Consider the following 24590-nt stretch of genomic DNA (forward strand, 5'->3'; position numbering starts at 1 on the left):
GCCGCCGGGCCGCGGCACGTCCTGCTCCGGCAGGTTCTACCTCGGCGGGGAGGCCGGGTCGCCCCAGACCTGCTCGCGGAAGCCGGTCCACACCTGCTGGTCGGACGTCGCCCCGAGGAGGCCGATCGTCGGGTCCACGAGGGCGAGCAGCGCCGCCGTGATCGACTGCGGCGGGCTCTCGGCGTCGAGCTGCAGGTCGTCCTCGCCCGGCAGGTCCGCGGAGATCGACGAGATGTACATCTGCACGTTCCCGTCGAGCGTGACCCGCTGGGCGTGCGTCTCGGTCCCGCCGCCGATCAGCCCCTCCTGGTAGACGTACGTCTTGAGCCAGAAGCCGGGCAGCTCGGCGCGGTCGCACACGATCTTGAGCGCGTTGCGCCGCCCCGACGGGGTGGCCGCCGGCACGGAGACGATCGAGATCGACCGCAGCCCGCTGAGCGTGAGGTCGTCGCTGCGCAGCTCGGCGGGGACCGAGAACACCGAGACGTTCTCGGTCCCGCCCAGGAACACCGGCAGCTCCTCCTCGCCGGGCGCGCCGTCGCCCGGGACCGGCACGGTCACGTCGGGGTCGGCGACGCCGCCGGTGGACGAGTTGTCGTCGGTGCCGGGGGCCGCGCCAGGGTCCTCGACGGGGCCCTCGCCGAGACCGTCGACGACGCCCCCGATCAGGTCGCTCGGGAAGGGGCTCGGGGACGACGACGGACCGGGCGTCGCGCCGGGCTCGCTGCAGGTGACGCCGAACATCCAGCACAGGATCGGCTCGCTGGTCACCCCGGAGCCGACCGTGGGCGCCGCGGCGGGTGCGATCAGCGCGGCGGCGAGGACCACGGCGGCGCTCTTGCTCGGGTTGCCGAGCGGCTTGCTCGGGGTCGTCGCGGCGCCGTCGGGCGCCCCATCCAGGAGACGACGATCACCCCTCCGACGATACCGAGGAGCATGCCGACCACGAACCCGCCGAGGTTCACGAAGACCAGCGACGACACGGCCACGACGAGCGAGACGATCCCGTAGAACAGGTGCTGGACGGGGTGCGCGATCGCCAGCGCGCCGAGCACGATCAGCACCGTCGGCAGCACGGTGGCCTGTGACCCGGCGAAGCCGACCTGGAGCTGGATGTGCTCCAGGTCGATGGGCCCGGAGAACAGCATCTCGACCCCCGCGAGGATCGTCAGCACTCCCCCGAGGAACGGCCTCCGGCGCCGCCACGGGCCGAAGCCCCGCAGCGCGGCGTCGGACCGGGCTCGTGCGGCGGCCCAGAGCGTGCGGACCCGACCGGGGAGGCCGGCGCTCGGGCCGTCCCCGCTCAGAAGCACTCCTGACCGTCCGTGACCTTGAGGCTGAGGTCCGTCAGCTGGAAGACGGACGCCTGCGTCGACCACGAGACCTGCTTGAGGTTGTCGATCGTGATGGAGTCGGAGTCCATGGCGAAGTCGCCGGCGTCGCCCTTGGCGCCGGTGCTGACCGTCGAGGCGTCCACGCCGATGCGGATGTTGCTGAACACGGCGGTGCCCTGCAGGTCGTTCATGCCGATCTGCAGGTCGGTCGCGGTGGCCGGGGCGCCCTCGGCGGTGCCGGCGGAGATGAGCAGGCCGACCTTGCCGAGCGGGGTGTCCTGCACGACCGACTGGCACAGGTTGTAGAGGTTCGCCTGGCCGATGTTCGCGATGGCGGTGGGGTGCTGGCTGCCGTCCTCCGCGGTGGCGAGCCCGGCGTACTGCGAGAAGCCGGTGCCCTCCAGGAGGTCGGCGGAGATCTTGAACTGGCTGCCCGAGATCGCGAACGACACGGGCACGGCACCCTGAGCGACACCGCCCAGGAGCACGCTGATCGCCACCGTGACCGGGATGACGGCTAGCGCCACGCGACCCTTGCGCGACGCCGTGAGCTGACTGAGCTTCATGGTGTTCCCCCTCAAAGGCGCACGAGACGACCTCGATGTCGTCACCGGAGACCCTAGGACAATTACTGACCTGCGGTCAATTGGGCGCGCGTGGTGCTCACCGACCGTCCGGGCCGTCCGGGCTTCAGCAGCCGCCCGATATGCTCACGTCATGGCTACTGGTCGCCGCACACGGCTCCGTCCCGAGGAGCGCCGCAACCAGCTCGTCGCGCTCGGAGTGGCAACCCTCGCGGACCGCCCCCTGGCCGAGGTGACCGTCGAGGAGATCGCCGCCGAGGCAGGCGTGTCGACGGGCCTCGTGTACTACTACTTCGGCTCCAAGAACGGGCTGCACCACGAGATCGTGCGCCGGGCGCGCGACTCGATGCTGCACGCCTCCGAGCCCCGGCCGGAGCTGCCGCCGATCGAGCGCCTACGCGACACGCTGGCCCGGCTCGTCCAGTACGTGCGCGAGCACGGCCCCACGTTCTACTCGCTCGTGCGCGGCGCGGCCAGCGGCGACGAGGAGGTCCGCGGCGTCATCGAGGGTGCGCGGCGCGAGCAGACGGAGCGCGCCCTCGCCGGCATGGTCGAGCTCGGCACGCCCGACACGCCGCTCGTGCGGATCGCCGTGCGGTCCTGGGTCGCGTTCGCGGAGCAGACGCTCGTCGACGGCGCCCTGGGTACGGACCTGCCGGCCGGCGAGCTCGTGGCCTTCCTCGAGCGCAGCCTCCTCGGCGCCGTCGCCGCGGCGTCCGCGACGCCGGCCGGTACGCCGGAACCGGCGGTGACCGGGGCCTGACCCCGGCGTCGGCCCCCGCGCCGTCCCCCCGCGTGGCTCAAGGCCCCGGCCGCGACGGCCGCGCCGCCCTCGGTCAGAGCACCTTGACCATGAGCAGGCAGGGGTCGTTCGGCCACAGGTCCGGGAACTCCTCGACCGGCAGGAAGCCGCACGCCTCGTAGAACGCGCGCGTCTGGTCGTAGCCGTCCGGGTCCGGCCGCGACGGGCCGAGGGTCTTGACGCTGAGCAGGCGGACGCCCCGCGCCCGCAGGTCCGCCTCGACCTGGCCGAGCAGCGCCCGCCCGATGCCCGCGCGGTGGTGCGCCCGGCGCACCGCCAGCAGGTGCACCTCCGCCGACGTGGGGAAACGCTGGCGCAGCAGCAGGATCCCGAGGGCGTCGGGCAGCTTCAGCTCCGGCTCACCGACCGACGGCGGACGGAAGCCCGCGAGGACCTTGTCGGCGCTCGCGGCGACGTAGTTGGCATACGAGTCCGCGGCCTCGACGTACTCGGACGTGTACTTCTCGAGGCCGAACCACTCGGGCAGCTCAGCGAGGATGTCGTGGGCGACGTCCGACCGGCCGAGCGTCCGGACGACGGTGAGGGACGCAGTCACCGCGCAACCGTAACCCCCGTTCACGGACCTCACCCGGCGGAAGTGGCTTTCGGCAGGAATGCACCTTTCCGCAGGTCAGAGCCCTGCGGTCCGCGCGGGAGGGGCTTTACGGCGGGTCGCCGGGCGTGTCGGCGCCGAGGCCCCGGGGGCAACGGCCCCGGGACATGAGGACGGCCCGCGCGTGCCTGGAGGCGAGCACGCGCGGGCCGTCGGGACCCCGCGCGACAAGGGGAGGGACGCGCGGGGTGTCCCGCCGGACGCACCGGGCCCGTGACGGGGCCCGTGAGGGAGGGGTGAGCGCCCGGCGAGAGGTCTGTCAGCCCTGGCCGAGGAGGTCCTGGAGCCACTCGGGGATGTTGTTCGGCTGCGTCGGGTCGCTCGAGCCGTCCTGGCTGTCGCCCTGGTCTCTGCCGCTCCCCTGGTCCTCGGGCTGCTGGGTGGTCGGGGTCTCCTCGCGCACCGCCAGGGTCACGTCCACCTGGGTGGCCTTGCCGTCCCGCACGAGGGTGATCGTCGCGTCGTCGCCGGCGGCGCGCTCGCGGACGAAGGCCGTGAGCGACTCGGCGCCGTTCACGGCGTCGCCGTCGATCGCGACGATGACGTCGCCCGCCTGGATGCCCGCGTCGGCGGCCGGGGAGCCGTCCGTGACCTCCTCGACCTTCGCGCCGCGGCGCGTGACGCCGTCGGCGGTCGCGGTGCCGTCGGAGAGCGCGACGCCCAGGAAGGCGTGCTCGGCGGTGCCGTCGGCGATGAGCTGGTCGCTGACCGACGTCGCCAGGGCGGCGGGGATCGCGAAGCCCAGGCCGATCGAGCCGGACTGGCTCGACAGCCCGCTCGAGAGCGTCGCGATGGACGACGTGATGCCGATGACCTCACCTGACGCGTTGAACAGCGGACCGCCGGAGTTGCCCGGGTTGATGGCCGCGTCGATCTGGATCGCGTTCGTCACCACCTGGTCCGAGCCGTCCTCTCCGCTCGCCGTGACGGGGCGGTCGAGGGCGGAGACGATGCCCGTCGTGGCGGTGTTGGCCAGGCCGAGGGGGTTGCCGACCGCCAGGACCGCCTCGCCGACCTCGACCGCGTCGGAGTCGCCGAACGTGGCGGGCTGCAGGTCGTCGGGTGCTTCGTCGAGCTGCACGACGGCGAGGTCGCTGGTGGCGTCCGTCCCGACGATCGTCGCGTCGAACAGGCGGCCGTCGCTGAGGGTGACCTGGACCTTGCCGTCCGTCGCGCCCGAAACGACGTGGTTGTTGGTGAGCACATGGCCCTCGGCGTCGAGGATGACGCCCGAACCCTCGGCGCCGCCCGAGGAACTGGCCACCTGGATCGCGACGACCGACGGCGCGACCGCCGCCGTCACGGCCGGCCAGTCCGGGTTCGTGACCGTCGAGCTCTTGACCGGCGCGCTCTCCTGCTGCGTGGTGTCGACGTCCGCGAGGCTCACGCTGCTCGGGTCGTCGCCGGTCGCGACGAGCACGCCCGCGGTGCCCGCGCTCGCCAGGACCGCGGCGATGGCGGCGGCGCTCACGACCGGAACCCAGGTCCGGTTCTGGCGCTTCGGCTGCTGCGGCGGGGATACGGGGAGCCCGTAGGGGTTCGTGTACGACGACGTCCCGGCCGGGCCGGTCCCGGCAGGCACCTCGGCGGCGGGCGCGCCGGGCGCGCCGACCGTCTGCAGGACGTGCGCCGGCTGCGCGGCCTCAGCGTGCGCCGGGGCAGCGGCGTGGGCCGGGGCTGCGGGCGCCGAGGCCGCGGCGGCGGGGGCCGGGGCTGCGGGCGCCGGGGCCGCGGCGGAGTAGACCGGGGCGACGGCAGGGGCGGCCGCAGCGGGCGCCGGCACCTGGGCCGGGAGCTGCTGCGTGGCCTCGGCGGGGGCCGGGGTGGCCGGTTCGTCGGCGGGCCGGGGCTCGGGGTTCTGCTCTGTAGTCATTGGTGTCCTCCTCGGTGACTGAGACCAGTGGACACCCCCAGACTTGCGGACCCCTTGAGTGTTGCTGTGAGTTCGCTGCGACCGACCGGCACTACCGATCCGACGAGATCCCCACCGCGCGGACCGCAGCCACCACGCGCGCCGCCAGGTCGCGCGACTCGGCCAGGCGGGCCGCGCGCGGGACGTGCACCTCGATCACCTGGATGCCGTGGCTCGGTGCCTGCAGGGCGTGCCGCAGGCTCGGGACGTCCAGCACGAGCTGGTGATCCACCCCGTAGCCCGCGCAGAGCTGACCGAGGTTCGCACCGTGCGGCGTGCCGAAGACCCGCTCGAACGCGGCGGCTCCCGCCGGTGAGGCCGCCGCCAGCGCCCCGTGCTCGAGGGTCGCGAAGATGGAGCCGCCGTCGTCGTTGACCACGATGACCTGGAGGTTCGCGTGCGGCTCGTCGGGGCCGCACAGGAGGCCGCCGGCGTCGTGCAAGAACGTGAGGTCCCCGAGCAGGGCGCGGGTGCGGCGCCCGTCGCGGGCCGCGGCGAGCGCGACCCCCGTCGCGGTGGACACCATCCCGTCGATCCCGGCGAGCCCGCGGTTGGCGAGGATCGTGGGGGCGGCGCCGTCGAGCCCGAGCACGAGGTCCAGGTCCCGTACGGGGTTGGACGAGCCGACGACGAGCAGGTCGCCCTCCCCGAGCGTCGCAGCGACCGCCCGGGCGACCGCGAGCGCCGCATACGGGGCGCTGAGCAGACCAGCAGCGACCGCCTCGTCGGCCGTCACGGAGCCGAGGACCCCGGCGGCAGCGCGGCCCGCCTCCCGCCAGGCGGCCAGGAACCCCGGCGGATCAGGAGTGACCCCGCCGGTCTCTGCGGTCGCCGGTCCCTCGAACCACGACGGCGCCAGCCCCGGGACGACGAGCGCGGCGTTACGGGCGGGGTCCGGCCACGGCCCGCCTCCGGGCGTCACCACCGTCACCGCCACGTCCTCGCGGCCGAGCAGGCGCTGCACCGGCCGGGACAGCGTCGGCCGGCCGAGGACGACAACCTGCTCGATCGTCGCCGCCAGCTCGTGCGCGCCGAGCACGAGCCGGTACCCGGCGACGGCGTTCGGGCCGCCGCACGCGCCCGACGACGGCTCCGCGAACAGTGGCCAGCCGTGCGCCTCGGCGAGCCGGCGTGCCTGGGGTCCAGCGCCGTCACCCGCGACGACGACGGTGCGCGGCGGGTCGCCCGGGAGCGCGGGCGCGTCGGTGTACCGGGGGACCGCACGGCCGACGACGGGCTGCGACCACGCACCTGACGCCGGCGATGCCGCGCGTTCGCCCCCGGGAGCAGCGGATGTACCGCCCTGGTGAGTCCCGGCCGAGGCGCGGTCGGCCGCCCGGGGCGAGCGACCGGCGTCGGGCACGAGGGGCGAGGAGGGCTGCAGCGGCTCGCGAAACGAGATGTTGAGGTGCACCGGGCCGGGGTGACCCGTGCGCGCGCCGACGGCCGCCGCGACCGCGCGCGCGGCGACGGCGACCAGGTCGCGGTGCTCGCCGGCGCGGCCGTCGGGTGCGGGGACGTCGGCGGCGAACCGGAGGGCTCCGGCGAAGATGCCGACCTGGTCGGTGGTCTGCGACGCGCCGGTGCCGCGCAGCTCGTGGGGCCGGTCCGCCGTGAGGACGAGCAGCGGCACGCCCGTGTGGTGCGCTTCCAGCACCGCGGGGTGCAGGTTGGCCACGGCCGTCCCGGACGTGGTCACCACGGCCACGGGGACGACGGTTCCCCCGGGGCCGGGGACGGCGTCGGTCCCCCGCGCCGGGGCGGCCTCGAGAACACCATCCGTCCCGACGGCCCTCTGACCGTGACTGATGGTGTTCTCGAGGCGGACCAGCTCCGACCCCCGGGCGAGCCCGAGGGCGAGGAAGCCGGCGGTCCGCTCGTCGACCCGGACATGGAGCGTGAGCTCTCCGGCTGCGTCGGCCTCGGCGAGCGCATAGGCGAGCGGCGCGGAGCGGGAGCCGGGTGCGAGGACGACGTCGCGCACCCCGCGGGCGGCGAGGTCCCGGACGAGCACGCGGGCGGCCGCGATGGCGGGGGGCAGGCCGCGGTCTCTCGGGTTCCCGGAGGCCGTCGTGCGACCCGTCGCGGAACCGGACCCCGGGCCCGTCGCGGAACCGGACCCCGGGCCCGTCGCGGAACCGGACCCCGGGCCCGTCGCGGAACCCTCCGCCGCCGTCACTTCGTACCGTCCAGGATCGCCGCGAGCCGGTCGTACCGCGCGAGCCAGGCGTCCCGCGTCGCGTCGGGCGGGGCAGCGGACGCGAGCGCCGCCGGGTCGGGCACCGGCCGGCGCACGGGCAGGGCCCCGGCGACGGGCAGGAGCGGCTCGGCGACGACGTCGTGCACGAGGAGCTGCGACGTCGCGAGGCCGCACGCGTACGGGAGCGACGGCAGTGCGGCCGCGAGCGCCACGCCCGCGGCGAGCCCCACGGACGACTCGAGCGCGGACGACACCACGACCGGCAGCCCCACCTGCTCCGCGAGGTCGAGGCACGCCCGCACCCCGCCGAGGGGCTGGACCTTGAGGACGACGATGTCGGCGGCCTCCTCGCGGACCACGCGCATCGGGTCACCCGCCCGCCGGATCGACTCGTCGGCGGCGACGAGGACGTCCTGCTTGCGGCGCAGGAACGCGAGGTCCTCGACGGCGGCGCACGGCTGCTCGGCGTACTCCAGCCCGCCGGCGGCTCGGTCGAGGACCGGCAGCCGGTCGAGCGCCTCCTCCAGGGTCCAGCCGCCGTTCGCGTCGACGCGGATGCGGCCGCCGGGGCCGCCGGCGTCGAGCGCCTCACGCACGGCCTCCAGGCGCGCCGCCTCGGCCACGAGCGGCTCCAGCTCGCCGGACGACGACCGCTGAGCCACCTTCACCTTGGCGGTGCGGCACCCGCCGGACGCGAGCACGATCTCCCGGGCACGCGCGGGCGCGACGGCCGGGACGGTCACGTTGACGGGCACCTCGTCGCGGACCGGATCGGGAAAGCCGAGCTCGGCCGCCTCGCGGGTGGCGCGCAGCCACGTCGCGGACTCGGCATCGTCGTAGTCCCAGAACGGCGACAGCTCGCCCCAGCCGGCGTCGCCGCGGACGAGCAGCCCGTCGCGGACGTCGATCCCGCGGAACCGGGTGCGCAGGGGCGAGGACCAGACGACGGGATCGCGCAGCACCCCTCCAGGCTAACCGCGCGCCGGAACCTCGCCCGACGCGACCCCGGCGTGACCCCGCCCGGCGAGGGTGCGCCGGGGGCGACGCCCCGCCGTCGGTCGGGACGCCGACGCGCCTCTCCGACGCTACTGCTATCTACCTACTTTCATAAAGTGAATGCTAGCGTTCAGTTTATGAAAGTAGCTTCACCCACACTGCTTCCTCTGCTGAGGTCCCGGACGCAGGGCGACGTGATGGCCGAGGTGCTGCTCAATCCAGACCGCGAGCACAGCATCAGCGCGATCGCCGCACGCGTCGGGGCGTCGAGCCCCACCGCGCTCCGTGAGGTCGAACGCCTCGAAGCCGCAGGCCTCGTGGTCACGAGGAAGCGCGGGAACACCCGCCTTGCACGTGCAGTCACGGACGGTCCGGTCTACGGTCCTCTAGTACAACTACTGGCCGTCACATTCGGACCCCTTGCCGTGCTCAGGGACCTCCTGACCGAGGTCGGCGGTGTCGAGCGCGCCTTCATCTATGGCTCATGGGCAGCCCGATACCACGAGGTGCCGGGCGCTGTCCCCGGCGACATCGATGTTCTCGTCATCGGCGCACCGGATCGCGACACGCTCGCCGACGCCATCGAGTCGGCCGAGCACACCTTGCACCGTGAGGTCAACGTACGAGGCGTCTCGTCCCAGGCATGGGCCGATGACAACGGCCCCTTCAAGCGGACGGTCATGAGTTCGCCGATCGTGGAGCTCGTCGACGACAGAGGAGAGACAGATGGACGGGAGCACGCCAAGGAGGACCCGCTGGCCGGTCGGTGAGGCGGAGGTGCAGAACCTCATCGACGAGGGCGAGCTCCAGGAGATCGCCCCCTCCACCGATCACGCGCAACTCCTCCTGTCCCAGGCCGAGGCCCATCTGCGGTCGGCCTCGAAGCTCCTCGACGAGGACCCGTACGGAGCCCTTGCCCTCCTGTACGACGGCGCACGGAAGGGCGATGACCTCTGTGCTGGCGCAGCAAGGTCTCCGCCCGACGAACAAGAACGGCTACCGCGCGGTCCAGGAAGCCCTTGAGGCTCAGCTCGGGCCGAACGCGCGCAAGGTCGTCCGACCGTTCAGGACGCTGCGGCTACGCCGTCATGACTCCGAGTACCCGGGCGTTCAGACGCCGCCGGTTACGACCGACGAGGCGGGTCTGGCGCTCGAGGACTCCCAGGGGATCGTCGACGCGATGCAGCGCTTCCTGCCAAGCGTGGGTCCGTGGAGAGCGTGACGAGGTGCACCCAGGCGAGCCTCTCCGTCGTCGGGCAGCGGCATCCAAGGGCCCAACTAGGCTGGCGCCCGTGAACGCTGAACTCCCCCGCAAGGTCTCCGAGACGTTCGACCCGACGCAGTGGCGCGACGTCGCGGGCTTTGGCGACCTCACGGACATGACGTACCACCGCGGGGTGGAGCGCGGGCCCGAGGGCTCTCGCGACCTGCCCGTCGTCCGCGTTGCCTTCGACCGCGCCGACGTGCGCAACGCCTTCCGCCCGCACACGGTGGACGAGCTGTACCGGGTGCTGGACCACGCGCGCATGACGAGTGACGTCGGCACGGTCCTGCTCACGGGCAACGGCCCGTCGTCGAAGGACGGCGGCTGGGCGTTCTGCAGCGGCGGCGACCAGCGCATCCGCGGCCGCGACGGCTACCGCTACACCACGGACACCGACGCCGAGACCGCCGACGCGATCGACCCGGCGCGCGCCGGACGGCTGCACATCCTCGAGGTGCAGCGCCTGATCCGGACCATGCCGAAGGTCGTCGTCGCGGTGGTGGACGGCTGGGCTGCGGGCGGCGGGCACTCCCTGCACGTCGTCGCGGACCTGTCGATCGCCTGCCGCGAGCACGGGAGGTTCAAGCAGACGGACGCGAACGTCGGGTCGTTCGACGCCGGCTACGGCAGCGCCTACTTCGCCCGCCAGGTGGGCCAGAAGCGCGCCCGCGAGGTGTTCTTCCTGGCCCGCGAGTACTCCGCGGACGACGCGGAGAGCTGGGGTGCCGTGAACGAGGTCGCGTCCCACGAGGACGTCGAGTCCCTCGCGCTGGAGTACGCACGGACGATCGCGACGAAGTCCCCGCAGGCGATCCGCATGCTCAAGTTCGCGTTCAACCTCGCCGACGACGGCATCGCCGGCCAGCAGGTCTTCGCCGGCGAGGCCACCCGTCTGGCGTACATGACGGACGAGGCCGTCGAGGGCCGCGACGCGTTCCTCCAGCGCCGCGACCCGGACTGGTCGGGCTTCCCGTACTACTACTGACGCACGCGCTGCCCGGACGGCGGCCCGGCGCGCAGCTCAGCCGATCGCCCAGCTCCCCGACCCCGCCGGCACCAGCTCGATCCACGTATTGCCCGGGTCGAGCAGCGCCGGCTTCCCGTCACCCAGGGTGACCACGAGCAGGTCCCCGACCGATGCCTTCGACCAGTTCACCGGCACCGACTTCCCCCCGGTCGCGAGCACGCCCGTGCCGGCGGCGACGAGCTTCGTCTCCGGCACCGGCGCCCCCGACGGGTCGAGGAACGGCGTGTTCACCACCTCGACCGAGAGGAGCAGCACGTTCCTGGCGGACAGCCGCGTGCCGGCGGTCGACACGGCCGGTGTGCCGCCGTCGCTGCGCAGGTAGGTGCCGGAACCGGCGTCCCAGTCCCACACCGTGCGCTGCGTCCGGGAGAGGGTGATGTCGAGCCGGTTCGCGGGCGTCCCGGCCGTCGCGGCGCTCCCCTTGCCGACCTCCCGCGCGTACCGGAGCTGAGCCGGCGGCGGGACAGCGCGGTTCCCGTCGGCCTGCCCCCAGAACGCGGCCATGTTGCCGATGACGTTGTGCGGAGCGGCACGACGGCGGTCGCGGCTGAAGCCGGCGTGGCCCTTGTCCATGATGATCGACTGGATGCCCGCCGCGTTCACCGCGTCGATGAAGGGCTGCTGCGCCCCGGAGTACGCGAGGAGCCCGCGCAGCGGCGCCACGATCGCCGGGTCCATCGGCCGCACCGACCGCACCGGCTCCACGACCTCCGGCGCCTGCGAGTGGTACACCGCGACGAAGCGCGTGATGCCGCCCTCGACGACTTCCTCCCACACCATGTCGGCCTGCTCCAGGCCGGTCTGCGGACGGGAGACGGTGGAGTTCTCGATCTTGACGGCGAGCGCGGGCCGGGCCGCGACCTCTGCGGTCTCGACGCCGGTGAGCGGCCAGGTCAACGGCACGACGGGCGCCGGCGGGGCGGCCTTCGCCGCGGTGACCTCGGACTCTGCCGTCGTGGTGGGGGCGGGGCCCGGCGGCTCGGCGCTCGCGCACGCGCTCAGACCGAGCACGAGGGCGAGGGCTACGCCCGAGGCGCGTGCCGCCGTCGTCCACCGCGAGCTGCGGCCGGCAGTGCTGGACATCGTTTCCTCCGGTTTCCGACACCTGTGACCGCGCACACCTTACCGAGCCCCGCGGGGCGGCGCCCTCACCGCGTCTACCCTGGCGAGGTGAGCACGGACCTCCTCGCGATCATCGCCGCCGTGCGCGACGCGCTCGACGGCGGGCGGGCGTTCGCACCACGGAGTCGCCTCGGCGACCGCCCCCTCCCTGACGGTACCGCGCTGGTCCTTCGTACCTCTGGCTCAACGGGGGTGCCGCGCGAGGTGGCCCTCGGCGCGGCGGCGCTGCGTGCCTCCGCAGACGCGACGCACGCGCGCCTCGGCGGCCCGGGGCGCTGGCTCCTCGTGCTGCCGCCCACGCACGTGGCCGGGGTCCAGGTGGTGACGCGGTCGGTCGTCGCGCGGACGCCGCTCACCGCGGCACCCGACGGCCCGTTCACGGCCGAGGGCTTCGCCCGCCTCGCCTCGGACTTCCTCGACGCGCAGCCCGCGCTGCCCGACGGCGGCCCGGGCGGTCGCGTCGCCCGGGCGTACGTGTCCCTCGTGCCGACGCAGCTCCACCGCCTGGTCGACGCGGCCGCCGCCGGGTCGCCCGCCGGTCTGGCCGCCCTCGCCCGGTTCGACGCCGTGCTCGTCGGCGGCGCGGCGACTCCGGCGCCGCTGCTCGCGGAGGCCCGGGGGGCGCGGGTCCGGGTCGTCACGACCTACGGGATGTCCGAGACGAGCGGCGGCTGCGTGTACGACGGCGTGCCGCTGCCCGGTGTCCGCGTGCGCCTGGTGCGGGGTGACGGGACGGGTGCGGAACCCGCGGGCGCGTCCGGCGCCGGGGCGGGCGCCGTCGGGGTGATCGAGCTGTCCGGGCCGGTGCTGGCGCTCGGGTACGCGGGCGACCCCGCCGCGACCCGCGCCGCCTTCCGGACGGACCCCGACGGCACGAGGTGGTTCCGCACGTCCGACCTCGGACGGCTCGACGAGGGCCGGCTCACCGTCCTGGGTCGCGCCGACGACGTCGTCGTGACCGGCGGGGTCAACGTGGCCCCGGCCGCCGTCGAGGCCGTCCTGGCCGAGGTGCTGCCGGGCGTCCTCGGCCTGCCCGCCGAGGCGTGCGTGGTGGGCGTTCCGGACCCGGAGTGGGGTCAGGCGGTCGTGGCGGTCATCGCACTCGCGGGCGAGGGCCCCGGCCTGACGTCGGTGGACGACGACGTCCTTGTGCGCGTCCGGACGGCCGTCGCGGAACGGCTGGGCACTGCGGCTGCCCCCCGTCGCCTGTACGTCACGGGCGCACTGCCGACCCGCGGACCGGGCAAGACGGACCGCAGGGCGGTGGCGGACGCCGCCCGTGCCGCCGTCGGGTAGCGATCGCCCCCGCTGTCCCCGGGCTTTCAAAGCTCTCGGGGAACTGCTCATGTCTGCCGGAGGCCGTTGGGGTTGGGGCCGCATTCGGCGCCGGGGGCGGGTCCCGCGTACGGTGACGTCGGTGCCGGGGCGAGGATCCGGCGTCGGGCACGAGGATCGAGGAGCGAGCAGATGGCGACAGGCGCCGAGTGGATCTCCGGGGCGCGCCCCCGCACGCTGCCGGCGGCCGCCGCGCCGGTGCTGGTCGGTACAGGCGCCGCGGCACAGGTCGGTTCGGCGGCGTGGCTGCCCGCCCTGCTCGCGCTCGGCGTCGCGCTCGCGCTGCAGGTGGGCGTCAACTACGCGAACGACTACTCGGACGGCGTGCGCGGCACGGACCTCGACCGTGTCGGCCCGATGCGGCTCACGGCCTCCGGCGCGGCGCGGCCGGGCCTCGTCAGGAACGCGGCCTTCGGGGCGTTCGGCGTCGCCGGCGTGCTCGGGCTCGCGCTCTGCGCCGTGAGCGGGCACTGGTGGCTGCTGGCCGTCGGGGCGCTGTGCGTGCTCGCGGCCTGGTTCTACACCGGCGGGCGGCGGCCCTACGGGTACCTGGGGCTGGGCGAGGTCGGCGTGTTCGTGTTCTTCGGGCTCGTGGCGGTGCTCGGCACCACGTACACACAGGCCGACCGGGTGACGTGGCCGTCCGTCCTGGGCGCCGTCGGCGTCGGGCTGATCGCCTGCGCGCTGCTCATGGTGAACAACCTGCGCGACATCCCCACCGACGTGCTCGCCGGGAAGCGGACGCTCGCCGTCCGGCTCGGCGACCACCGCGCGCGGCGCTGGTACGTCGCCATGGTCTGGGTGCCGGTCCTGCTCGGCGCGGCGTGCGTGTTCTGGGCGCCGTGGACGCTGGCCGTGCTCCTGCTCCTCGGCCCGGCGGCGTTGCTGTCGCTGCCCGTCGTGGCCGGTGCGCGCGGGCGGCTCCTCGTGCCGGTGCTCGCCGGGACGGGGCTCTTCGAGCTCGGCTACGGGATCCTGCTGGGTGGCACGCTGGCGCTCTGAGCCCTACGTCGAGGCCCTACTTCGGGGTGTCCAGGGTGGCGTCGACCGCCGCGTCCTCGACGTCGGCGTCGGCCACGGCATCGCGGCTGAAACCCCGCGCCTCCGGGTCGCCGGCACGCGCGCGTGCGCCGCGTTCGGCAAGCCACTTCGCGGCGGCGTCACGCGGGCCACGCAGCAGCAGATACGACAGCGTGAACGCGACCACGGCGGCGACCAGGACGAGGAGCCAGCCGCGCATGCCCATCACGTAGAGCGCGCCGAGGGCGCCCGCGAGGAGCGCGAGCCGCAGGAGGGTGTAGGTCACGAGAGGCACCCCTCCAGGGTAGGTGCCGCGCAGGGATGGTTGCCGCCGTCCCGCTGGGTCGGTTCGCCCGCCCTCTCTCGAACACCGTGGCGCGGACGCCCTACGCTGGAGGCATGTTCGTTCGCGTGATCCTGCCCCTCCTGCTCATCGGCCTGCTCGTGTACGCGCTGGTCGACGTCGCCGGTGCGGACGAGGACGAGCTGGGCGGTCTGCCGAAGTGGCTCTGGGTGATTCTCATCATCTTCCTGCCGCTGGCCGGCTCGGTCGCGTGGATCCTGGTCCGGACCTCGTCGCGCCGCCGCTACGCCGGTGGGCGCACCACCGGCCACCGGCCGGCCGGGCCGGCAGCGCCCTCGGCACCGGGCCCGAGCCGCCCCGCGGAGGGTCCGGTCGCGCCGGACGACGACCCGGAGTTTCTCTGGCTCCTGGAGCAGGCCCGCCGCAAGCGTGAGCGCGAGGCGAAGCAGCGCGGCGGCACCCAGGACGACACCTCGGACGACGTCAGCGATCGCCCCGACGACGCGACGCCGCCCGACGACGGCACGACCCGCTGACCACACCCCGCTGACGCGCGAACAGGGCAGCGCCGCGTCGGCTCGCAGGCCCCGTCACAGCCCCGAGTACGAGTGCTTCCCGTTGAAGATCAGGTTCACGCCCGTGAAGTTGAACAGGACGCACGCGTACCCGACGACGACGAACCACGCCGCCGGGCGCCCGGACCACCCGCGCGTCGTGCGCGCGTGCAGGTAGGCGGCGTACACGACCCAGATCACGAAGCTCCAGACCTCCTTGGGGTCCCAGCCCCAGTAGCGGCCCCAGGCGTCCTCGGCCCAGATGGCGCCGCCGATGATCGTGAAGGTCCACAGCACGAATCCGACGGCGTTGAGCCGGAACGACTGCGCTTCGAGCGCGGTGGGCGTGGGCAGCGAGTCGAGCCAGCGCCACGACGCGAGGTAGGGCGAGCCGGAGTCGCGCCCGTCACGCAGGAGCTGCAGCGCGGAGGCCACGAACGACACCGTGAAGATGCCGGTGGCGGAGATGGCCACGCCGACGTGGATGACGAGCCAGTACTTCTGCAGCGCGGGCTGGACGCCCATGGCCTCGATGTAGAACACGTTGACCCCGAGCACGAGGAACAGCGTGCCGAGGCCGGCGACGAACGCGCCGAGGAACCTGGCGTCGCGGCGCAGGTTGACGCCGAGGAACACCGCGAGGGCCACGAACGTGCCGACCAGCGTGAACTCGTACATGTTGGCCCAGGGCGTGCGGCCCGCGGCGATACCGCGCAGCACGATCGCTGCGAGCAGCAGCAGGGCGCCGAGCCACGTCGTCGACATCCCGATCCCGGCGGCCCGGCGTCGGACCGGCGTCGGACCGGCGTCGGACGTGCCCGGCCCGTACGCGGCCCCGGCGGAGGTCGGTCCCGCCCCGACGGCCACGGCCTCCCGCGCCGCGCGCGCGACAGCGCGCGCTTCGGACCGCGTGCCCGACAGGCGCGCGAGGTCCGTCGCGAACGCGACGAGCGCGATGGCGAGCGCCGTCGCGGCAGCCCAGACGAGCAGCACGCTCAGCTCGGCGATCTGCATGGTCAGCCTTCCTGATGTGTTCCAGGGACCGCGGCGAGCACCCGGTCCACCTCGGGCTGCAGCCCGGCGTCGTCCCCGCGTGCGAGGCCCGCGACGCGCACCACCGTACTCCCGCCGTCCGACACGGTGGCGCGCACCCAGACGCGCCGCCGCGGCGTGAACAGCGACACCGTGAGCCCGCCGAGCGCGAGCAGCGCGAAGACCAGCACGTACGCCAGCGAGGGGTCGTGACGCAGGTCGAGCGCGACGTACCGGGGGATCTCCGCGCCGAGCGAGACGGTCCCGAGGCCGTCGGGCAGCTCGACGGTCTCGCCGGGTCGCACGAGGAGCCGCACCCGCTCGCCGGTCTCGTCCACGGACGTCGTGAGGGAGGCGGTGTCGAGGCGGTAGACGTTCTGCGGCACGCCCTCGTCGAGGCCGAGGTCGCCGCGGTAGACCTCGAGCACGAGCAGCGGGTCGGTGGGCTGCGGGAACCCTGACCGGACGGTGCCGTCCTCCTCGAACACGGCGGTCGGCAGGAAGTACCCGACGAGCCCGATCTGCTCGAGCCCGGCCGACACGTCCGGCACCTTCACGACGCCGCGCGAGGTGTACATCGTGTCCTCGGGCAGGAACGGCACGCGCCCGCTGAACGCCACCTCGCCGTCGGCGTCGGTCACGGTGATGTCGGGCGCGAACCCGTTGCCCTGCAGGTAGATCTTTGCGCCGTCGACCACGAGCGGGTGGTTGACCTTGACGGTCTCCGCGTGCGAGTCGCCGGCGGGCTCGGTGACGGTGACGTACGCCGTGAAGTCCCTGGCCTGCCCGAACGCGACCGTGTCACTGGCAAAGTCCGACTCGAACGCGTCGAGCGTCATCGAGAACGGCGACAGCGACGACGCCTGGAACCAGGCGCCCTTCTCGAAGGTGTCGTAGTCGACGACGGCGTTCGCGAACCCGCGCCCCTCCGTCACGATCGCCTGGCCGCGGTAGTGCAGCAGCTGCCCGGTCGCGACGGACACGAGGAGCCCGACGAGCGCCAGGTGGAACACGAGGTTCCCGCTCTCGCGCAGGTAGCCGCGCTCGGCGCTGACGGTCGCCGCGGCGGGACGCGTGTCCGTCGCCTGCTCGGCGGCGACGTCCACCCGGAACGTGGGCAGCCACGGCCGCCCGCGCAGGTGATCCGCCACGGCGGCGACCACCTCGTCCGGCGTCGCGGAGCTCGTCACCGTCCCCGTGGCGGGGAATCGCCCGAAGCGCGAGGGCACGCGGGGCGGCCGGCCGCGCAGCGCGCGCCAGTGCGCCGCCGACCGCGGCAGGATGCACCCGACGAGCGACACGAACAGCAGCAGGTAGATCGCCGAGAACCAGGCCGACGAGTACACGTCGAAGAAGCCGAACCGGTCGAGCCACTCGCCCGCCGTCGGATTGTCGGCGAGGTACTCGAGCACCTTGGCCTGGTCCTGGTTGCGCTGCGGGAGCACCGACCCGGGCACCGCAGCGACCGCCAGCAGCATGAGCAGCATGAGCGCGACGCGCATCGAGGTGAGCTGCCGCCAGATCCAGCGCAGCGCCCCCACCCAGCCGAGGGAGGGCAGGCTCGGGCCGCCCGACGGCGGTCGCCCGCCTCCGGCCGCCGGCTCGCGGACACCACGGGCGCCCTCGGCGAAGGCGTCGGAGATGCCCTCCGGCACGTAGCCGCCGGCGGCGCGCCCGGCCTCACGCGGTTCGCGTTCCACCTCGGCACCTTCTGCCTCGGCACGTTCTGCCTCGCGCATCAGAGCACCGTCTCGAAGCCGGCGATCCAGCCCTGCATCAGCCCGGTCACCTGGCCCCACAGGCCGGTCACGAGCGCGAGGCCGACCAGGACGAGCAGCCCGCCGCCGACCCGCAGCATCGCGAGCCGGTGCCGGCGCAGGAAGCCCATCATCCGGTCGGACGCCCCGAGGCCCAGAGCCACGAGGAGGAACGGCACGCCGAGGCCCAGGCAGTACGCGACGCCGAGCACGGCACCACGGCCGGCGGACGCCTCGTCGAGGGCGAGCACCTGGACGGCGCCCAGGGTCGGGCCGATGCAGGGCGTCCAGCCGAGGCCGAACACGACACCGAGCAACGGCGCGCCCCAGAGCCCGGCGCGCGGGGTCGCATGGAACCGGGCCTCGCGCTGCAGGAACGGCAGCAGGCCGAGGAACCCGAGGCCCAGCAGGATCACGACCACGCCCAGCACGCGGCTGATGACGTCCGCCCACTGCACGAGGTGGACGCCCACGGCCCCGGCGACGGTCATGAGGCCGACGAACACGACGGTGAAGCCGAGCACGAAGAGTGCGACGCCCGCGACGATCGTCCCGCGGCCCGGGTCACTCCCTGCGACCGAGCCGCGGTCCCGCCCGGCCGTGGCGGCCGCCATGCCGCTCACGTAGCCGACATAGCCCGGGACGAGGGGCAGGACGCACGGGGAGGCGAACGACACGAGCCCGGCGAGGAGCGCGACCGGGATCGCCAGGACCATCGAGCCGCTGAACGCCGTGGCGGCGAAGCCGTCGCCGACGGACGTCACGAGGGACGGGGCCATCAGGCCTCCCCCGCGAGGACGTCCTCGATCAGCGCCTCGAGGGTGGACGACTCGACCTCGCCGACGACGCGCGCGGCGACCATGCCCTCGCCGTCGAGCACGACGGTCGACGGGACGGCCTGCAGCGGCACGATCCCCGACAGGCTCGCGATGATGCTGCCCGTCGTGTCCTGCACCGAGGGATACGGCACGGAGTAGGTGCGCTGGAACGCCTGTGCCGTCGGCGCCTCGTCCTCGGTGTTGATGCCGAGGAAGCGGACGCCGTCGTCGGCGAAGGCTCCGGAGAGCTCGACGAGGCCCGGCGCCTCGGCCCGGCACGGCGCGCACCCGGCGTACCAGGTGTTGACGACGACGACGTCGCCCGCCCAGTCGGCCGTGTCGACGGCGGAGCCCTCGAAGTCGGTGCCCGCGATCGTCACGGGACCCTCGCGGTCGCCCGCGTCCCACGTCCGCACGGACCCGTCACCGGAGACGAAGCCCTGGTCGACGGCGTCGGTGTCCGCGCCGGAGTCGGCCGCGCAGCCCGCGAGCGCCACGAGGCCCACGCCGAGCCCGGCGCCGAGCGCGAGCGCCCGTCGGGTGAAGGTCGTGCCCACGGTCACGCTCCGGCGACCTGGCTCGCGCCCGGGAGGAGCTCGGCGGCGGGCTCGGTGTAGTGCAGGCCGACGAAGCGGCCGTCCTCGAAGCGCAGCGACGTCAGCGAGGCGAGGCTGCACTGGCGCTTGCGCGGGTCGTGCCAGAGCCGGCGCCCCTCGAAGCTGCTGCGGGTCAGCCAGACCGGGAGCTGGTGGCTGACCAGCACGGTCTCGTGCCCCTCGGCGGCGGCACGCGCGTCCTCGACGGCGGCGCGCATGCGCGCGACCTGCTCGACGTAGGGCTCGCCCCACGACGGCCGGAACGGGTTCCACAGGTACTTCCAGTGCTCGGGGTGGCCCAGCGAGCCGTCACCCACGCCGAAGGTCAGACCCTGGAAGTGGTTCTCCGCCTCGATCAGCCGGTCGTCCGTGGCGAGGTCGAGCCCGAAGCCGGCGGCGATCGGCTCGGCCGTCTCCTGGGCGCGCTGCAGGGGCGAGGCGACGACGCGGACCACGTCCCGTCCCTGCTCGACGAGGTGCTTCGCCACACGCTGCGCCATCTCTTGGCCGCGGTCTGAGAGCCGGTAGCCGGGAATGCGGCCGTAGAGGACGCCTTCCGGGTTGAAGACCTCGCCGTGACGGAGCAGGTGGACCGTGGTGGAGACCATGCCGCCCAGTGTCCCATCAGAGCCTGGGTGCTCGCGTCCGTCCAGGCGCGGTCAGCGGCAGCTCCGCATCACGTCACATCGCGCCGAGGTCCCGGTCGAACACGACCTCCGGGCACGCGGGCTCGTCGTCACCGTCCGGCCCTGAGCTGGTGACGGCACCGGACGTCGGGGTGGTGTCCACCGGGGTCGTCGCGGCCTTCGAGGCTGCGGCCACCTTCGCCATGGCGCGGCCGAGGACCGCGAACTCCTCCGGGTCGAGAACGTCCACCATGAGCCGGCGCACGGCCATCACGTGCCCGGGAGCAGCATCGACGATCGCGGCCCAGCCGGCCTCGGTCATGGTGCAGTTGACACCCCGGCGGTCTCGCTCGGCCGCACAGCGCGTCACGAGCCCGCGGGCCTCCATGCGCTCGACCGTGTGGCTGAGCCGGCTGCGGGAGAGGGCGAGCCTCTCGGCGAGCGTCGACATGCGCAGCGTGCGGCCAGGCGCCTCGGAGAGGATCACGAGCACGGTGTAGTCCCCGAGCGAGAGCGGGAGCTCCGTGGCGTGGAGGTGACCGAGCGCCTCGACGAACCGGTTCGTCCCCTCGAGGTAGCTGCGCCAGGCCCGTTGCTGGGCGTCGTCCAGCCAGGGCACGTCGCCCGTCGTGCGGGACGTCGTCGCACCGGAGTTCGTCGCACCAGATTTCGTCATAGCCGCCTTCGTCACGGTCGTTCACAACGAGCCGCCGACCTGCTGCGTTCCCGCGACCCGTTCTCCCGACGCCTGGGAATACCGTACGGGACCCGCATGTTGGGCGAGGGGAAGGTAGTTGACTCCTCAACTACCTCGCCCCAGAACGGACCGTCAGGTCCGGCAGACCGACACCAAGGAGATCACTCATGGCCACCCCTCTGCCCGCAGGCCTGACCGCCGGCGCCTACGAGATCGACCCGTCGCACAGCACGGCCTCCTTCACGGTGCGCCACGCGGGCATCGCGAAGGTCCGCGGCACCATCGCCCTCACGACCGGCAGCATCAGCGTCGGCGACGACCTCGAGTCGTCGTCCGTCAGCGCCGAGCTCGACGCCGCGTCCGTCAACACGGGCGACGCCAACCGCGACGGCCACCTCAAGAGCGCCGACTTCTGGCACGCCGAGGAGCGCCCGGTCTGGTCGTTCATCTCCAGCTCCATCACCGCCGACGGCGACGACTACGCGATCACCGGCGACCTGACGATCAACGGCGTCACCAAGACGGTCGAGCTCGAGACCGAGTTCGAGGGCACCGCGGTGGACCCGTTCGGCAACCCGCGCGCCGGCTTCTCGGCCGAGGTCGAGATCTCCCGCAAGGAGTTCGGCCTGACCTGGAACGCCGCCATCGAGGGCGGCGGCGTCCTGGTGGGCGACAAGGTCAAGATCGCGCTGGACATCTCCGCGATCAAGAAGGGCTGACCTCAGCCCCACCCCACCCGCAAACGCTGTGGGCGGAGTAAGTGCCGGGTTCCGCGCTCCGGACCCGGCACTTACTCCGCCCACAGCGGTCGGGGGTGGTGCGGGCGGTCACGGGGGCCCCATCAGCCGCGTTCGTGGGTCGTGCGGCCGGTCACGGGTGCACGATCAGCCACGTCGCGACGGCCGGCCGCGGGCCCGCGTTGCGGATCCGGTGCGGCACCGAGCACGGGTAGCTGATCGAGTCGCCGGCCGCGAGCACGACGACGTCCTGGTCCAGCTCGACGGTGAGCTCGCCCGAGACGACGTTCCCGATCTCGTAGCCCTCGTGCTTGAAGAGGCCGACGTCGCCGATCGTGGCCGTCACCCCGGGCGGGTACACCGACTCGAAGAAGTCGAGGCCCTGCGTGCGGTGCGGGGAGAGCCTCCGGAACGTGACCCCGCCGTCGAGCGTCACGGGCGACGACTCCCAGGCCCGCGTGAGCGCGATGCCGGCGTGCTCCAGCTCGGACGCCCCTGTCCGCCGCTCGGACGTGGCGCCGGGCGCCTCGAAGACCTCGGCCAGCGGCACGCCGAGCGCGTCGGTGATGGCGATCAGGCGGGCGACCGACGGCCGCATCACGTCCCGCTCGATCTGCGAGACGGCGCTCGCCGAGATGCCGAGCGCTTCGGCGAGGCTGCGTGCGGACATGCCGCGCGACTCGCGCAGGGCGCGAAGGCGGGCACCCAGGGACTGCTCCGTGGTCACGGGCCGATCCTACGAGCCCTTCGGAGCGCGACATGGCTGTTTACACGCGTGAAGTCATCACTGAACAAGAGCCTTACAGCCTGGTTACACGGGAGAAACCGGAGCCCAGGAGTTAACCCATAACTTCATGGCTACCACGGTCCCCTCTTCCGGAAGGCATCGCTCATGACCGAGAACACCGAGGTCGCGGCCGCCACGGCGGCCGCCTCGCCCGCATCCCCGTCCGGCACGGCCGGCGACGACTTCTCCGCGCGCGAGGCCGACCTCGTCGAGGCCGCCGGGCATCCGGTGGGATCCGGCAACGTCAAGCCCGGCTACGACCCGCGCCTCGCCAACGAGGACCTCGCTCCGCTGCGCAAGCAGACCTGGTCCTCCTACAACATCTTCGCCTTCTGGATGTCCGACGTGCACAGCGTCGGCGGCTACATCACCGCGGGCAGCCTCTTCGCGCTCGGCATCGCGAGCTGGCAGGTCCTCCTTGCCCTGCTCGTCGGCATCGTGATCGTGCAGGTCTTCACCAACCTGGTCGCCAAGCCGAGCCAGAGCACCGGCGTGCCCTACCCCGTGATCAACCGGGCCGTGTTCGGCATCAAGGGCGCCAACATCCCGGCGATCATCCGCGGTCTCATCGCCGTCGCCTGGTACGGCGTCCAGACCTTCCTCGCGGCCGAGTCGCTCAACATCGTCTTCCTCAAGTTCGTGCCGGGCGCCGAGAACCTCATCGAGCCGTCCTTCCTCGGGCTGAGCGCCCTCGGGTGGATCTCGTACGCGATCCTCTGGTTCGCCCAGGCCGCGCTCTTCTGGAACGGGATGGAGACCATCCGCAAGTTCATCGACTGGGCCGGCCCCGCGGTCTACGTCGTCATGATCGCGCTCGCCGTCTACCTGGTCTCCGAGGCCGGCTGGTCGAACATCAGCCTGAGCCTCGCGGAGGGGCCGGCGCTCAGCGGGTGGGAGCAGGTGGGCGTGTTCTTCACCGCCGTCGCGATCGTGGTCTCGTACTTCTCCGGGCCCATGCTGAACTTCGGCGACTTCGCGCGGTACGGCCGCTCGTTCTCCGCGGTGAAGAAGGGCAACCTGCTCGGGCTGCCGGTCAACTTCCTGTTCTTCTCGCTGCTGACCGTGATCACGGCCTCCGCGACGGTGCCCGTGTTCGGCGAGCTCCTCACCGACCCCATCAGCACGGTCGAGCGGATCGACACCCCGTTCGCGATCCTCCTCGGGGGCCTGACCTTCGTCACGGCCACCGTGGGCATCAACATCGTCGCCAACTTCATCTCGCCCGCGTTCGACTTCTCCAACGTGGCGCCGCAGAAGATCAGCTGGCGGGCCGGAGGCATGATCGCCGCCGTCGGCTCCGTGGTGCTGCTGCCGTGGAACTGGTACAACAACGCGGACGCGATCCACTACACGCTCGGCGTGCTCGGCGCCCTCATCGGCCCGCTGTTCGGCATCCTCATCGCCGGCTACTACGTCGCGGCCCGTCAGCGCGTGCTCGTGGACGACATGTTCACCATGTCGGAGTCCGGCGCCTACTGGTACTCGAAGGGGTACAACCGCAACAGCGTGCTCGCCATCGTCCTGGCGGGCGTGCCGACGGTGCTGCTCGCCATCGTGCCCAAGCTCGTCGCCGACCTCGGGTACCCGGACGTCTCGTGGATCGGCAACTTCACCTGGTTCATCGGGTGCGGCCTCGGCTTCCTCCTGTTCTGGTGGCTCGAGCGCCTGAGCCCGCAGGTCCCGAACCTCGAGGGAATCACCGAGGGCGTCGCCGACGGCGCCACGGGCACCGGCGCGTGAGGCGGGCGCGACAGTGCTGATCCGCGTGATCAACCCCAACACCTCCCGGGCGATGACCGGCAAGATCGGTCGCACGGCCCGGGAGGTGGCGGGGCCCGGCGTCGAGATCGAGGCGACGTGCCCCGCCCCCGGCGACGGCCCCGCCGCCGTCGAGAGCCACACCGACGAGGCGTGGGCCGCGCTCGCCGTGGCCCGCCAGGTCGCGGCGTCCCGCGCCGACGGGTTCGTCCTCGCCTGCTTCGGCGACCCGGGCCTGGACGCGGCCCGCGAGCTCACCCCGGCGCCCGTCGTGGGCATCGCCGAGGCGGCGATGCACGTCGCGACGCTGTCCGGCCGCACGTTCGCCGTCGTCACGACGCTCTCCCGGACGCTGGGCCGCGCTCACGACCTGGTGCGGCGCTACGGCTTCGATGACGCGTGCGTCGCGGCCTACGCCGCCGACGTGCCCGTGCTCGCCCTCGAGGACGCCGGCTCGGACGCCCACGAGGCGATCGCCGTGCTCTGCGAGCGCGCGGTCCGCGACGACGGCGCCGACACCGTGGTGCTCGGCTGCGCCGGCATGACCGACCTGTGCGCGGACCTCACGAAGCGCGCCGGGGTGCCGGTGATCGACGGCGTCGCCGCGGCCGTCGGCCTGGTCTCCGGGATGGTCCGCATGGGGGTCGGGACGAGCAAGCGCGACGAGTACGCGAGGCCGCCGCGGCTCCCGCCGGGCGTGCCGGGGACCTAGGCG

General features: G+C 73.4%; 26 protein-coding genes. 10 read left to right on the top strand and 16 right to left on the bottom strand.

Features of this window, described 5'->3' with window-relative positions:
- Positions 1-36 precede the first annotated feature (36 nt).
- Genes L1785_RS00110 through L1785_RS00120 form a run of 3 tightly spaced genes read right to left on the bottom strand, consistent with a single transcriptional unit; the run spans position 37 to position 1900 of the window.
- Positions 37-828 carry a hypothetical protein gene (locus L1785_RS00110; protein ID WP_236087078.1) on the bottom strand — a complete coding sequence of 264 codons (792 nt, stop codon included), beginning with the start codon at positions 826-828 and terminating at the stop codon, positions 37-39.
- Positions 807-1313 carry a DUF6114 domain-containing protein gene (locus tag L1785_RS00115; RefSeq protein ID WP_236087079.1) on the bottom strand — a complete coding sequence of 169 codons (507 nt, stop codon included), beginning with the start codon at positions 1311-1313 and terminating at the stop codon, positions 807-809. Before L1785_RS00115 ends, L1785_RS00110 begins: the two co-directional genes overlap by 22 nt.
- Positions 1304-1900, bottom strand: a complete 597-nt coding sequence (locus L1785_RS00120) for a DUF6230 family protein (RefSeq protein WP_236087080.1) — start codon at positions 1898-1900, stop codon at positions 1304-1306. The genes L1785_RS00115 and L1785_RS00120 overlap by 10 nt, the downstream gene beginning before the upstream one ends.
- Positions 1901-2051: 151 nt before the next feature.
- On the opposite strand from L1785_RS00120, the gene L1785_RS00125 reads away from it, so the two are divergent.
- Entirely contained in the window at positions 2052-2681 is a 630-nt protein-coding gene (locus L1785_RS00125; protein ID WP_236087081.1) for a TetR/AcrR family transcriptional regulator, read from the top strand.
- A gap of 73 nt (positions 2682-2754) precedes the next feature.
- Here L1785_RS00125 and L1785_RS00130 read toward each other — a convergent pair whose 3' ends face one another.
- The 4 genes from L1785_RS00130 to L1785_RS00145 all read right to left on the bottom strand — a co-directional run bounded on the left by L1785_RS00130 (position 2755) and on the right by L1785_RS00145 (position 8407).
- Positions 2755-3276, bottom strand: a complete 522-nt coding sequence (locus tag L1785_RS00130) for a GNAT family N-acetyltransferase (RefSeq protein WP_236087082.1) — start codon at positions 3274-3276, stop codon at positions 2755-2757.
- A 316-nt stretch (positions 3277-3592) separates the two neighbouring features.
- Positions 3593-5206, bottom strand: coding sequence for a S1C family serine protease (locus L1785_RS00135; protein ID WP_236087083.1), 1614 nt, complete (start codon positions 5204-5206; stop codon positions 3593-3595).
- A gap of 91 nt (positions 5207-5297) precedes the next feature.
- Positions 5298-7259 carry a 2-succinyl-5-enolpyruvyl-6-hydroxy-3-cyclohexene-1-carboxylic-acid synthase gene (menD, locus tag L1785_RS00140; RefSeq protein ID WP_308113210.1) on the bottom strand — a complete coding sequence of 654 codons (1962 nt, stop codon included), beginning with the start codon at positions 7257-7259 and terminating at the stop codon, positions 5298-5300.
- A 161-nt stretch (positions 7260-7420) separates the two neighbouring features.
- Complete coding sequence (locus tag L1785_RS00145; RefSeq protein WP_236087084.1) at positions 7421-8407, bottom strand: o-succinylbenzoate synthase; 987 nt, start codon at positions 8405-8407, stop codon at positions 7421-7423.
- Positions 8408-8638: 231 nt separating this feature from the next.
- Between L1785_RS00145 and L1785_RS00150 the strand changes: the two genes are divergently transcribed.
- From L1785_RS00150 to L1785_RS00160, 3 genes are all read left to right on the top strand, one after another.
- Positions 8639-9211: a winged helix-turn-helix domain-containing protein gene (locus L1785_RS00150; RefSeq protein ID WP_236087085.1), complete on the top strand. Its 573-nt coding sequence runs from the start codon at positions 8639-8641 to the stop codon at positions 9209-9211.
- Positions 9212-9387: 176 nt separating this feature from the next.
- Positions 9388-9663, top strand: a complete 276-nt coding sequence (locus L1785_RS00155) for a hypothetical protein (protein ID WP_236087086.1) — start codon at positions 9388-9390, stop codon at positions 9661-9663.
- A gap of 70 nt (positions 9664-9733) precedes the next feature.
- A complete protein-coding gene (locus L1785_RS00160) occupies positions 9734-10690 on the top strand; it encodes a 1,4-dihydroxy-2-naphthoyl-CoA synthase (RefSeq protein ID WP_236087087.1) in 957 nt (318 codons plus the stop codon).
- A gap of 36 nt (positions 10691-10726) precedes the next feature.
- Here L1785_RS00160 and L1785_RS00165 read toward each other — a convergent pair whose 3' ends face one another.
- The gene (locus L1785_RS00165; protein ID WP_236087088.1) at positions 10727-11815 is read right to left on the bottom strand and encodes a DUF3048 domain-containing protein; all 1089 of its coding nucleotides are present in this window, start codon (positions 11813-11815) and stop codon (positions 10727-10729) included.
- A gap of 87 nt (positions 11816-11902) precedes the next feature.
- Here L1785_RS00165 and L1785_RS00170 point away from each other — a divergent pair, with 87 nt between their 5' ends.
- Positions 11903-13150 carry an AMP-binding protein gene (locus L1785_RS00170; RefSeq protein WP_236087089.1) on the top strand — a complete coding sequence of 416 codons (1248 nt, stop codon included), beginning with the start codon at positions 11903-11905 and terminating at the stop codon, positions 13148-13150.
- Positions 13151-13321: 171 nt separating this feature from the next.
- Positions 13322-14191 carry a 1,4-dihydroxy-2-naphthoate polyprenyltransferase gene (locus L1785_RS00175; protein ID WP_236087090.1) on the top strand — a complete coding sequence of 290 codons (870 nt, stop codon included), beginning with the start codon at positions 13322-13324 and terminating at the stop codon, positions 14189-14191.
- A 16-nt stretch (positions 14192-14207) separates the two neighbouring features.
- Here L1785_RS00175 and L1785_RS00180 read toward each other — a convergent pair whose 3' ends face one another.
- The gene (locus tag L1785_RS00180) at positions 14208-14504 is read right to left on the bottom strand and encodes a DUF4229 domain-containing protein (protein WP_236087091.1); all 297 of its coding nucleotides are present in this window, start codon (positions 14502-14504) and stop codon (positions 14208-14210) included.
- A 104-nt stretch (positions 14505-14608) separates the two neighbouring features.
- On the opposite strand from L1785_RS00180, the gene L1785_RS00185 reads away from it, so the two are divergent.
- On the top strand, positions 14609-15049 hold the full coding sequence (locus tag L1785_RS00185) for a PLD nuclease N-terminal domain-containing protein (RefSeq protein WP_236087092.1): 441 nt from the start codon (positions 14609-14611) through the stop codon (positions 15047-15049).
- 54 nt (positions 15050-15103) lie between these two features.
- Here the strand turns inward: L1785_RS00185 and ccsB are convergent, their stop codons facing one another.
- From ccsB to L1785_RS00215, 6 genes are all read right to left on the bottom strand, one after another.
- Positions 15104-16081 (bottom strand): c-type cytochrome biogenesis protein CcsB, encoded by a 978-nt coding sequence (gene ccsB, locus L1785_RS00190; RefSeq protein WP_236087093.1) that lies wholly within the window; start codon positions 16079-16081, stop codon positions 15104-15106.
- A gap of 2 nt (positions 16082-16083) precedes the next feature.
- On the bottom strand, positions 16084-17799 hold the full coding sequence (gene resB / locus L1785_RS00195; RefSeq protein WP_236087094.1) for a cytochrome c biogenesis protein ResB: 1716 nt from the start codon (positions 17797-17799) through the stop codon (positions 16084-16086).
- 38 nt (positions 17800-17837) lie between these two features.
- Entirely contained in the window at positions 17838-18635 is a 798-nt protein-coding gene (locus L1785_RS00200; protein ID WP_236087095.1) for a cytochrome c biogenesis CcdA family protein, read from the bottom strand.
- A complete protein-coding gene (locus L1785_RS00205) occupies positions 18635-19231 on the bottom strand; it encodes a TlpA family protein disulfide reductase (RefSeq protein WP_236087096.1) in 597 nt (198 codons plus the stop codon). Before L1785_RS00205 ends, L1785_RS00200 begins: the two co-directional genes overlap by 1 nt.
- A 2-nt stretch (positions 19232-19233) precedes the next feature.
- Positions 19234-19878, bottom strand: coding sequence for a histidine phosphatase family protein (locus tag L1785_RS00210; protein WP_236087097.1), 645 nt, complete (start codon positions 19876-19878; stop codon positions 19234-19236).
- 73 nt (positions 19879-19951) lie between these two features.
- Positions 19952-20572 carry a MarR family winged helix-turn-helix transcriptional regulator gene (locus L1785_RS00215; RefSeq protein WP_236087098.1) on the bottom strand — a complete coding sequence of 207 codons (621 nt, stop codon included), beginning with the start codon at positions 20570-20572 and terminating at the stop codon, positions 19952-19954.
- Between the two features lie 188 nt (positions 20573-20760).
- Between L1785_RS00215 and L1785_RS00220 the strand changes: the two genes are divergently transcribed.
- Positions 20761-21312: a YceI family protein gene (locus L1785_RS00220; RefSeq protein ID WP_236087099.1), complete on the top strand. Its 552-nt coding sequence runs from the start codon at positions 20761-20763 to the stop codon at positions 21310-21312.
- Between the two features lie 151 nt (positions 21313-21463).
- Here L1785_RS00220 and L1785_RS00225 read toward each other — a convergent pair whose 3' ends face one another.
- The gene (locus L1785_RS00225; protein ID WP_236087100.1) at positions 21464-22057 is read right to left on the bottom strand and encodes a helix-turn-helix domain-containing protein; all 594 of its coding nucleotides are present in this window, start codon (positions 22055-22057) and stop codon (positions 21464-21466) included.
- Between the two features lie 165 nt (positions 22058-22222).
- Here L1785_RS00225 and L1785_RS00230 point away from each other — a divergent pair, with 165 nt between their 5' ends.
- Together L1785_RS00230 and L1785_RS00235 are read left to right on the top strand one after the other, a co-directional pair.
- Positions 22223-23857 carry an NCS1 family nucleobase:cation symporter-1 gene (locus tag L1785_RS00230; RefSeq protein ID WP_236087101.1) on the top strand — a complete coding sequence of 545 codons (1635 nt, stop codon included), beginning with the start codon at positions 22223-22225 and terminating at the stop codon, positions 23855-23857.
- Positions 23858-23882: 25 nt separating this feature from the next.
- Positions 23883-24587: an aspartate/glutamate racemase family protein gene (locus L1785_RS00235; protein ID WP_236087102.1), complete on the top strand. Its 705-nt coding sequence runs from the start codon at positions 23883-23885 to the stop codon at positions 24585-24587.
- Positions 24588-24590 lie beyond the last annotated feature (3 nt).

This window comes from Antribacter soli (assembly GCF_021568775.1).
GTDB classification, from domain to species: Bacteria; Actinomycetota; Actinomycetes; order Actinomycetales; family Cellulomonadaceae; genus Antribacter; species Antribacter soli.

Coding starts and splice junctions, on each gene's coding strand:
- L1785_RS00230 (WP_236087101.1), top strand. CDS start 22,223: ATGACCGAGAACACCGAGGTCGCGGCCGCCACGGCGGCCGCCTCGCCC.
- L1785_RS00220 (WP_236087099.1), top strand. CDS start 20,761: ATGGCCACCCCTCTGCCCGCAGGCCTGACCGCCGGCGCCTACGAGATC.
- L1785_RS00165 (WP_236087088.1), bottom strand. CDS start 11,815: ATGTCCAGCACTGCCGGCCGCAGCTCGCGGTGGACGACGGCGGCACGC.
- L1785_RS00185 (WP_236087092.1), top strand. CDS start 14,609: ATGTTCGTTCGCGTGATCCTGCCCCTCCTGCTCATCGGCCTGCTCGTG.
- L1785_RS00150 (WP_236087085.1), top strand. CDS start 8,639: ATGGCCGAGGTGCTGCTCAATCCAGACCGCGAGCACAGCATCAGCGCG.
- L1785_RS00125 (WP_236087081.1), top strand. CDS start 2,052: ATGGCTACTGGTCGCCGCACACGGCTCCGTCCCGAGGAGCGCCGCAAC.
- ccsB (WP_236087093.1), bottom strand. CDS start 16,081: ATGCAGATCGCCGAGCTGAGCGTGCTGCTCGTCTGGGCTGCCGCGACG.
- L1785_RS00215 (WP_236087098.1), bottom strand. CDS start 20,572: ATGACGAAATCTGGTGCGACGAACTCCGGTGCGACGACGTCCCGCACG.
- L1785_RS00155 (WP_236087086.1), top strand. CDS start 9,388: ATGACCTCTGTGCTGGCGCAGCAAGGTCTCCGCCCGACGAACAAGAAC.
- L1785_RS00175 (WP_236087090.1), top strand. CDS start 13,322: ATGGCGACAGGCGCCGAGTGGATCTCCGGGGCGCGCCCCCGCACGCTG.
- L1785_RS00200 (WP_236087095.1), bottom strand. CDS start 18,635: ATGGCCCCGTCCCTCGTGACGTCCGTCGGCGACGGCTTCGCCGCCACG.
- L1785_RS00210 (WP_236087097.1), bottom strand. CDS start 19,878: ATGGTCTCCACCACGGTCCACCTGCTCCGTCACGGCGAGGTCTTCAAC.
- L1785_RS00120 (WP_236087080.1), bottom strand. CDS start 1,900: ATGAAGCTCAGTCAGCTCACGGCGTCGCGCAAGGGTCGCGTGGCGCTA.
- L1785_RS00135 (WP_236087083.1), bottom strand. CDS start 5,206: ATGACTACAGAGCAGAACCCCGAGCCCCGGCCCGCCGACGAACCGGCC.